The following is a 7824-nucleotide window of genomic DNA, read 5'->3' as shown; positions in this document are numbered from 1 at the left end:
GGATTTATCCCCGTTGGCCTGCGCAGCAGGCCCGCTTGTAAGTCAAAAGCGGGGCTGCTTCGCAACCCAGCGGGGATAAATCCCCTCGCCACAGAGAACATGTTCAGCCTGAGAGCTTCTAAACCATAGACCCAGGGGTGGACGCGGCAGCGTAGAATGCCCCTCTGTTTCAATACCCGAGGTTGCAGTGGTGGATTTACCGCAGGGCTTCGTCCTGACCCGGCATTGGCGTGATACGCCGGCCGGCACCGAAGTCGAGTTCTGGTTGGCGACCGACGCCGGGCCGCGTCGTGTGCGTTTGCCGCATCAGCCGTCGGTGGCGTTTATCCCCGCTGAACAGCGCGAGGCGGCCGAACGCTTGCTGCACGACGAAAAGAACGTCGAACTGCGCCCCTTGGCCCTGCAGGACTTCGAACATCGTCCGGTGCTCGGCCTGTATTGCCAGCAACACGGCCAGTTGATGCGCCTCGAAACCGCGCTCACCCGCGCCGGCGTCGACGTTTACGAAGCCGACGTGCGCCCACCGGAACGCTACCTGATGGAGCGCTTCATCACCGCGCCGGTATTCTTCAGCGGCACAGCGGACGCCGACGGCACCTTGCTCAACGCCCACCTCAAACCCGCACCGGATTACCGACCGAAACTGCGCCTGGTCTCCCTCGACATCGAAACCACCGAAAATGGCGAGTTGTATTCCATCGCCCTCGAAGGCTGCGGCGAGCGTCAGGTGTACATGCTCGGCACCCCGAACGGCGACGCTAGCATCGTCGACTTCGACTTCGACCTCGAATACTGCGACTCGCGCACCGTCATCCTGAAAAAACTCAACGACTGGTTTGCACTGCACGATCCCGACGCGATCATCGGCTGGAACGTCGTGCAGTTCGATCTGCGCATCCTCCACGAACACGCGCGACGCCTCGGTGTGCCGCTGAAAATCGGCCGTGGCGGCGAAGAAATGCAGTGGCGTGAGCACGGCAGCCGCAATCACTATTTCGCTTCGGCAGCGGGGCGGTTGATCATCGACGGTATCGAATCCCTTCGGTCGGCGACCTGGAGTTTCCCCTCATTCAGTCTGGAAAACGTCGCGCGAACGCTGCTCGGCGAAGGCAAGGCCATCGACAACCCGTACCAGCGCATGGACGAAATCAACCGCATGTTCGCCGAAGACAAACCGGCGCTGGCCAAATACAACCTCAAGGACTGCGAACTGGTCACGCGGATCTTTGCCAAAACCGAGTTGCTGACTTTTCTGCTGGAGCGCGCCAGCGTCACCGGATTGCCGGCGGATCGCAGCGGCGGCTCGGTCGCCGCGTTCACCCATTTGTACATGCCGCTGATGCACCGACAGGGTTTCGTCGCGCCGAATCTGGGCACCAACCCGCCGCAGGCCAGCCCCGGCGGCTTCGTCATGGACTCACAACCAGGTCTTTACGAGTCGGTACTGGTGCTCGACTACAAAAGCCTGTACCCGTCGATCATCCGCACTTTTCTGATCGATCCGGTGGGCCTTATCGAAGGCTTGCAACACCCGGACGACGCTGACTCTGTACCGGGTTTCCGTGGCGCGCGCTTCTCACGCACGCGCCATTGCCTGCCGTCGATCGTCTCGCGCGTGGCTGAGGGGCGCGAGACCGCCAAACGCGAGCACAACGCGCCGCTGTCGCAAGCACTGAAAATCATCATGAACGCCTTTTACGGCGTGCTCGGTTCCAGCGGTTGCCGGTTTTTCGATACGCGGCTGGCTTCGTCGATCACCCTGCGCGGTCACGAAATCATGCTGCGCACGCGCAAGTTGATCGAAGAGCAGGGCCACGCGGTGATCTATGGCGACACCGATTCCACCTTCGTCTGGCTGCGCCGTCAGCATGGTCAGGAAGAAGCGGCAAAGATCGGCCAGGCGCTGGTCGAGCACGTCAATGACTGGTGGCGCGAGCATGTGCGCGATGAATACGGCCTGGAAAGCGCCCTCGAATTGCAGTTCGAAATTCACTACAAACGCTTTCTGATGCCGACCATCCGTGGCGCGGAGGAGGGCAGCAAGAAGCGCTACGCCGGCCTCGTCACCCGCGCCGACGGCAGCGATGAAATGGTCTACAAAGGCCTGGAAACCGTGCGCACCGACTGGTCGCTGCTGGCCCGGCAATTTCAGCAGGAGCTGTACGAGCGGATTTTCCAGCGCAAGCCGTATCAGGATTACGTGCGCGACTACGTGCGCAAAACCCTCGCCGGTGAGTTCGATGATCGGCTGATCTACCGCAAACGCCTGCGCCGCACCCTCGACGACTACGAACGCAACGTGCCGCCTCACGTGCGCGCGGCGCGGCTGGCTGACGACTACAACACGCAGCACGGTCGGCCACGGCAATACCAGAACGGCGGCTGGATCAGTTACGTCATCACCTTGGCCGGCCCCGAGCCGCTGGAAGTGCGCCGCGCGGCCATCGATTACGACCACTACATCACCCGGCAGCTGCAACCGGTGGCAGACGCGATTCTGCCGTTTGTCGACGACGATTTCTCAACCCTGATCGGTGGGCAACTGGGCCTGTTTTGAGTCGAGCAGTTGCAGCGTCCATTCATCGAGAATGCCGTGGAAGTAGCGCTCCAGCGCCTGTGCGAACAGGCTGTCGTCGGCGCTGAACTGCGCGAACAGTGTCATCGAAGAGTGAAATTTCAGGTCATCGGGATGACCGAAAATCTCCGCGATTGAACGCTGGCGCACGTTCAACACCAACTGCGTGCAGGTGCGCAAGCGGGCGCCGAGCAGTTCATGGTCGAGGTAGGCCTGCGCTTCTTCGGCCGAACCGATGGCGTAGCGTCGGGACATTTCACTGCCGCCCAAACCGGCGAACTGCGGGAAGACGAACCACATCCAGTGACTGCGTTTGCGGCCGTCTTCGAGTTCGCGCTGCACCCGCTCGAACACCGGGTCTTGGGCCAGCACAAAACGTTGCAGGTTGAACGGGTCGTTCTGATCCGTGCTTCTCATCGCGAAGCCCTCGCCAGTCGGCGGCTCAGACCATGGCCAGCCGCTGCTTGCGTTGTGGCGCTTGAAACACCTGATCCAGCGCCGCCAGATCCCCGGCCTCCAGTTGCAGCTGCGCCGCTTGTGCATTGAGTTGCACGTGTTCGGGTCGCACAGCCTTGGGAATCGCAATGACACCATCCTGACGCAGAATCCACGCCAGCGAAACCTGCGCGGGGGTGACGCCGTGACGAGCGGCAATCTGTTTCAGCACCGGCTCAGCCAGCATCGCGCCGCCCTGACCGATCGGGCAGTAAGCCATCAGCGGCATCCGCTGGTGCTGGCACCACGGGAACAGATCGAATTCGATGCCGCGCTCTTCAAGGTTGTAGAGCACTTGATTGGTGGCGCAGGCGGAACTGGAGAGTTCTTCGAGGTCATCGACGTCGAAATTGGAGACGCCCCAACGGCCGATCTTGCCTTCTTCGCGCAGACGTTCGAAGGCTTCGACGGTTTCTTCCAGCGGATACTGGCCGCGCCAGTGCAGCAGATAGAGGTCGATGTAATCAGTGTCGAGGCGGCGCAGACTGCGCTCGCAGGCTTGCGGGATGCCTTTGCGGCTGGCGTTATGCGGGTAGACCTTGCTCACCAGAAACACTTGATCGCGCAGACCGGCAATCGCTTCGCCGACCACCGATTCGGCACCGCCCTCGGCGTACATTTCGGCGCTGTCGATCAGGGTCATGCCCAGCTCGATCCCCATGCGCATCGCCGCCACTTCACGCTTGTGCGCCGAACGGTCTTCGCCCATGCGCCAGGTGCCCTGGCCAATGACTGGAACCTGCACACCGGCCAATTCGAGGGTACGCATTCAAACCTCCTATCTGAAAGAGTCGATACCTTTAAGTGGGCAGCAGGATAGCCCAGGGGTTCCGAAAGCTTGCAGATCAGGAGTCTTTATGAAGTGGCTGAAATAAATTGTGGCGAGGGGATTTATCCCCGCTGGGTTGCGAAGCAGCCCCAAAACCATTCAGCGCGGAGTATCAGGCAAACCCGGTTGTCTGGTTTTGGGGCTGCTGCGCAACCCAACGGGGATAAATCCCCTCGCCACAGGGGACTCAACTCATCACAGATGTTGTGTTGACAGTTATTTCGCGGAGAACTTCAACACCACGCTGTGGTTGTAAGTCTGCCCCGGATCCAGTCGCGTGCTCGGGAAATTCGGCTGATTAGGCGAGTCTGGATAGTGCTGCGTTTCCAACGTAAACGCGCCCCAGTGCGGATACACCTTGCCGCCCTTACCCTTGACCGTGCCATCCAGGAAGTTACTGGTATAAAACTGCACACCCGGCTCGGTAGTGAACAACTGCAAATGCCGCCCCGACTGCGGATCGCTGACTTCAGTGGCGACTTTGCTCACATCGCCCTTGGCATCCAGCGCCCAGTTGAAATCAAATCCACCCTGTTTCGGCTCAGCAAATTTCAGTTGCTCATGATCCGCCTTGATGTGCGTGCCGATGGCCGTCGGTTTAGTGAAATCCATCGGCGTACCGGCGACGGGCGCGAGTTCCCCGGTCGGGATCAGTTTGGCCGTCACCGGCGTGTAATGGCTGGCGTAGAGGGTCGCGACCTGCTTGAGAATGTCGCCATTACCGGCGCCGGCGAGGTTGAAGTAACTGTGGTTGGTAAGGTTGAGCACCGTCGGTTTGTCGGTGTTGGCCTTGTAGTCGATGCGCAGCTCGTTGTTGTCGGTGAGGCGATAGGTGACCTCGGTGGTGAGGTTGCCGGGAAAGCCCATTTCGCCGTCCGCCGACAGATACGTCAGGGTTACGCCGACCGAATCCTTGTCCTTGGTTTCCTGGGCTTTCCAGACTTTCTTGTCGAAACCCAGCGTGCCGCCGTGCAGCGCGTTGCTCTTGTCGTTCTGCGGCACTTGATAGCGTTTGCCATCGAGTTCGAACGCACCTTCGGCGAGGCGATTGCCGAAACGGCCGATGGTCGCGCCGAAGTACGCGGTGCCTTTCTGATAACCCTGCACATCGTCGAAGCCGAGCACGACGTCGTCGAACTTGCCGTGTTTGTCCGCCACCAAGAGCGATTGCAGGGTCGCGCCGTAGGTGATGACGGTGGCTTGCATGCCGTGGCTGTTGCGCAGGATGTATTGCTCGACGGGCGTGCCGTCATTGGTTTTGCCGAAGGCTTTGTGCTCGGCGCTGAGGCCGGCGGCATTGGCGGAAAGGGTGGCGATCATCAGGGACAGTCCGAGGCCGGAGAGCAGGTGTCGGGATTGAAGCATGGTTGACCTTCCTTTTTGTTGTTGTTTTCAAAGCAGCGCGGATTCCCCTGTAGGAGCTGCCGAAGGCTGCGATCTTTTGATCTTTATAAAAGCAAAAGATCGCAGCCTGCGGCAGCTCCTACAGGATGATTAATAGTCATGCTATCTGTGAGTAGGAAGAATATTTATAGCGGATGAATCGTTTATTGCCAAAATAAAGTCTGACTAATTGATGTAGGGATCAGCGCCAAAGGTCGGATCAACGCTCGCACACTGCACTTTTTCGAATTTCCCGGCTCTATCCATGGCCAGGATGCGGTGACCCCCGCCGCACAGGAATGTGCCTGTTCGAGACTACATGCCGAGATTTTTTCAGCTGATTGCCGATTTTTTTCGCCGACCGTGCCTGCCGCTCGCCTGTCTGTCATTGCTGTTGTTCAGCGGTTGCAGCCATCAGGACGGCAACGGGTTTTTCGCGCAGATGCGTGACGGCCAGCCGCAGGAATTCATGCAGACCAGCGTCGACCGTATGGCCACGCTGGCAATGCGCGACAACCTCAACAGCCTCTACCGCCTGATGGGCAAGCTGTACCTGCGCAATCCAGAAGAGCTGAAAAAATCGGGGTTCCTCAGTATCAGCGTGGCGGTGAAACAGGTGCGTCTGGCCGTTGAACAGCAACAGCCATTACCGGTGCTCGGCGGAAGAAAGGATCTCGCGGCGCTGAGCTACGCGATGAGCCCGGAGTTTCGCGGTGACCGCGTCGGCGCGTTCATCTATGCGATCGGCAGCATGCTGGTGACCGCCCACGGCAATCGCACCGAGTTCTACATGACCGATGCGATCAACCCGACCTTCGTCCACAACGCCGCGCGCAACATCGAAAAAGCCACGTGGATCCTGTCGCAACGGCAGAACAAGGACGGCCAGCCGCTGCTGTTTTCCAATGAGATTTCCGAAGAGGGCAGCAACCTCAGCTTTGCCACCGAGTTCGGCAAAATCGTCGCGCGGCTGGATCTGATCACGCAGATGCTTGATGAGCGCTACCGGCGGATTGGTTTGAATTACGCGCAGAGCCTTCTGTTCCTGAATTTCCTCCCCGTTCAATAAGCGCTCTCACCCCTGTAGGAGCTGCCGAAGGCTGCGATCTTTTGATCTGTTTTTGAAGGTCAACGTCAAAAGATCTCAGCCTTCGGCAGCTCCTACAGGGTAGAGTGGCGGTCGGATTGTTTGTATACAATCCACCGTCAACTTTGACTCAAAGGGAGCTGCACCCGTCATGACCGACCCCGCAAGCGCCGATTTCACTCGCGTTGATCGCGCCGTCCGCTCGGACAAATTGCCTTATGCCGCGTTGCTGGCGTTCGCCATGACCGGTTTCATCGCCATCCTCACCGAAACTCTGCCAGCCGGCCTGCTGCCGCAAATCGGCGCCGGGCTCAATGTCAGCGAGGTGCTCGCCGGGCAACTGGTGACGCTGTACGCGCTGGGCTCGATTGTCGCGGCGATTCCGCTGACCGTCGCCACGCGCGGCTGGCCTCGGCGGCGGGTGCTGTTGATGACCGTCGGCGGTTTTCTGGTGTTTAACACCGTCACCACGTTTTCCAGCCATTATGGCCTGACCCTCGCGTCGCGGTTTCTCGCCGGGATGGCGGCGGGGCTGTCGTGGGGGATCATGGCCGGCTATGCGCGCGGCATCGTGCCGGTGCATCAACAGGGCCGAGCGCTGGCGATCGCCATGCTCGGTACGCCGGTGGCGCTGTCGCTGGGTACGCCAGCGGGAACATGGCTGGGTAATCTGATTGGCTGGCGTGCTTCGTTCGGCATCATGTCGGCGTTGGCCCTGGTGTTGGCGGCGTGGATCGTCATTGCGGTGCCGGATCGTCCGGGGCAAACCAGCGAAGAACGCTTGCCGTTGCTTGAATCCCTGCGTCTGCCGGGTGTGCGACCAGTGCTGTTCGTGGTGCTGACGTGGATGCTCGGCCACAACATTCTCTACACCTACATAGCGCCGTTTCTGATGCAGGCCGGATTGGCCGAACGGGTTGATCTGGTGCTGCTGGTGTTTGGCCTGTGCTCGTTGGTGGGCATCTGGATCATCGGCATGCTGGTCGATCGCTGGTTGCGTTGGCTGACGTTGATTAGCCTTGCGGTGTTTGCCGTGACCGCGCTGGTGTTGGCGCTGCTGGCGCCGTCACCGTGGCTGATTTACACGTGCATGGCGGTGTGGGGCTTGTCGTTCGGCGGCTCGGCGACGTTGCTGCTGACCGCGGCGGCGGACTCGGCGGGCGATCACGTCGACGTGGTGCAAGCGATGCTCACCACGTCGTGGAACGTGGCGATTGCCGGCGGCGGGTTGTTTGGTGGCTTGTTACTGGATCGAGCGGGGGCGATGTCGTTTCCGTGGGCGCTGCTGATTCTCTCACTGATCGCGCTCGCTACCGTCTGGATCAACAGCAACCACAGCTTCAAACCGGGCCGCAGAGTGCACTGACAACGCAGTCTCTCTGTAGGAGCTGCCGCAGGCTGCGATCTTTTGATGTGGGGTATAAAAAACAAGACCAAAAGATCGCAGCCTGCGGC

At 60.1% G+C, this 7824-nt stretch carries 6 protein-coding genes; 3 read left to right on the top strand and 3 right to left on the bottom strand.

Going from position 1 to position 7824, the window contains the following annotated elements:
- The first annotated feature begins 190 nt into the window (after positions 1–190).
- Positions 191–2557 (top strand): DNA polymerase II, encoded by a 2367-nt coding sequence (locus QMX93_RS28745; protein ID WP_282358935.1) that lies wholly within the window; start codon positions 191–193, stop codon positions 2555–2557.
- Here the strand turns inward: QMX93_RS28745 and QMX93_RS28740 are convergent.
- From QMX93_RS28740 to QMX93_RS28730, 3 genes are all read right to left on the bottom strand, one after another.
- The gene (locus QMX93_RS28740; RefSeq protein WP_282358933.1) at positions 2522–2992 is read right to left on the bottom strand and encodes a DUF1810 domain-containing protein; all 471 of its coding nucleotides are present in this window, start codon (positions 2990–2992) and stop codon (positions 2522–2524) included. The two genes, QMX93_RS28745 and QMX93_RS28740, sit on opposite strands and share 36 nt — an antisense overlap.
- 25 nt (positions 2993–3017) lie before the next feature.
- Positions 3018–3839: an aldo/keto reductase gene (locus tag QMX93_RS28735; protein ID WP_282358931.1), complete on the bottom strand. Its 822-nt coding sequence runs from the start codon at positions 3837–3839 to the stop codon at positions 3018–3020.
- A gap of 276 nt (positions 3840–4115) precedes the next feature.
- On the bottom strand, positions 4116–5264 hold the full coding sequence (locus QMX93_RS28730) for an aldose epimerase family protein (RefSeq protein ID WP_159815641.1): 1149 nt from the start codon (positions 5262–5264) through the stop codon (positions 4116–4118).
- 337 nt (positions 5265–5601) lie between these two features.
- Between QMX93_RS28730 and QMX93_RS28725 the strand changes: the two genes are divergently transcribed.
- Positions 5602–6351, top strand: a complete 750-nt coding sequence (locus QMX93_RS28725) for a hypothetical protein (protein WP_212545696.1) — start codon at positions 5602–5604, stop codon at positions 6349–6351.
- A 169-nt stretch (positions 6352–6520) separates the two neighbouring features.
- Positions 6521–7735 (top strand): MFS transporter, encoded by a 1215-nt coding sequence (locus QMX93_RS28720; protein WP_159815639.1) that lies wholly within the window; start codon positions 6521–6523, stop codon positions 7733–7735.
- Positions 7736–7824 lie beyond the last annotated feature (89 nt).

The sequence above is a fragment of the Pseudomonas sp. PS01303 genome, from assembly GCF_029959385.1.
In the GTDB taxonomy this organism is placed as follows: Bacteria; Pseudomonadota; Gammaproteobacteria; order Pseudomonadales; family Pseudomonadaceae; genus Aquipseudomonas; species Aquipseudomonas rustica.
This window is presented reverse-complemented; position numbering and strand designations above follow the sequence as displayed.

What these genes read in the sequence shown, in the direction of transcription:
- QMX93_RS28725 (WP_212545696.1), top strand. Translation starts at nt 5,602, where the DNA reads ATGCCGAGATTTTTTCAGCTGATTGCCGATTTTTTTCGCCGACCGTGC.
- QMX93_RS28735 (WP_282358931.1), bottom strand. Translation starts at nt 3,839, where the DNA reads ATGCGTACCCTCGAATTGGCCGGTGTGCAGGTTCCAGTCATTGGCCAG.
- QMX93_RS28730 (WP_159815641.1), bottom strand. Translation starts at nt 5,264, where the DNA reads ATGCTTCAATCCCGACACCTGCTCTCCGGCCTCGGACTGTCCCTGATG.
- QMX93_RS28720 (WP_159815639.1), top strand. Translation starts at nt 6,521, where the DNA reads ATGACCGACCCCGCAAGCGCCGATTTCACTCGCGTTGATCGCGCCGTC.
- QMX93_RS28740 (WP_282358933.1), bottom strand. Translation starts at nt 2,992, where the DNA reads ATGAGAAGCACGGATCAGAACGACCCGTTCAACCTGCAACGTTTTGTG.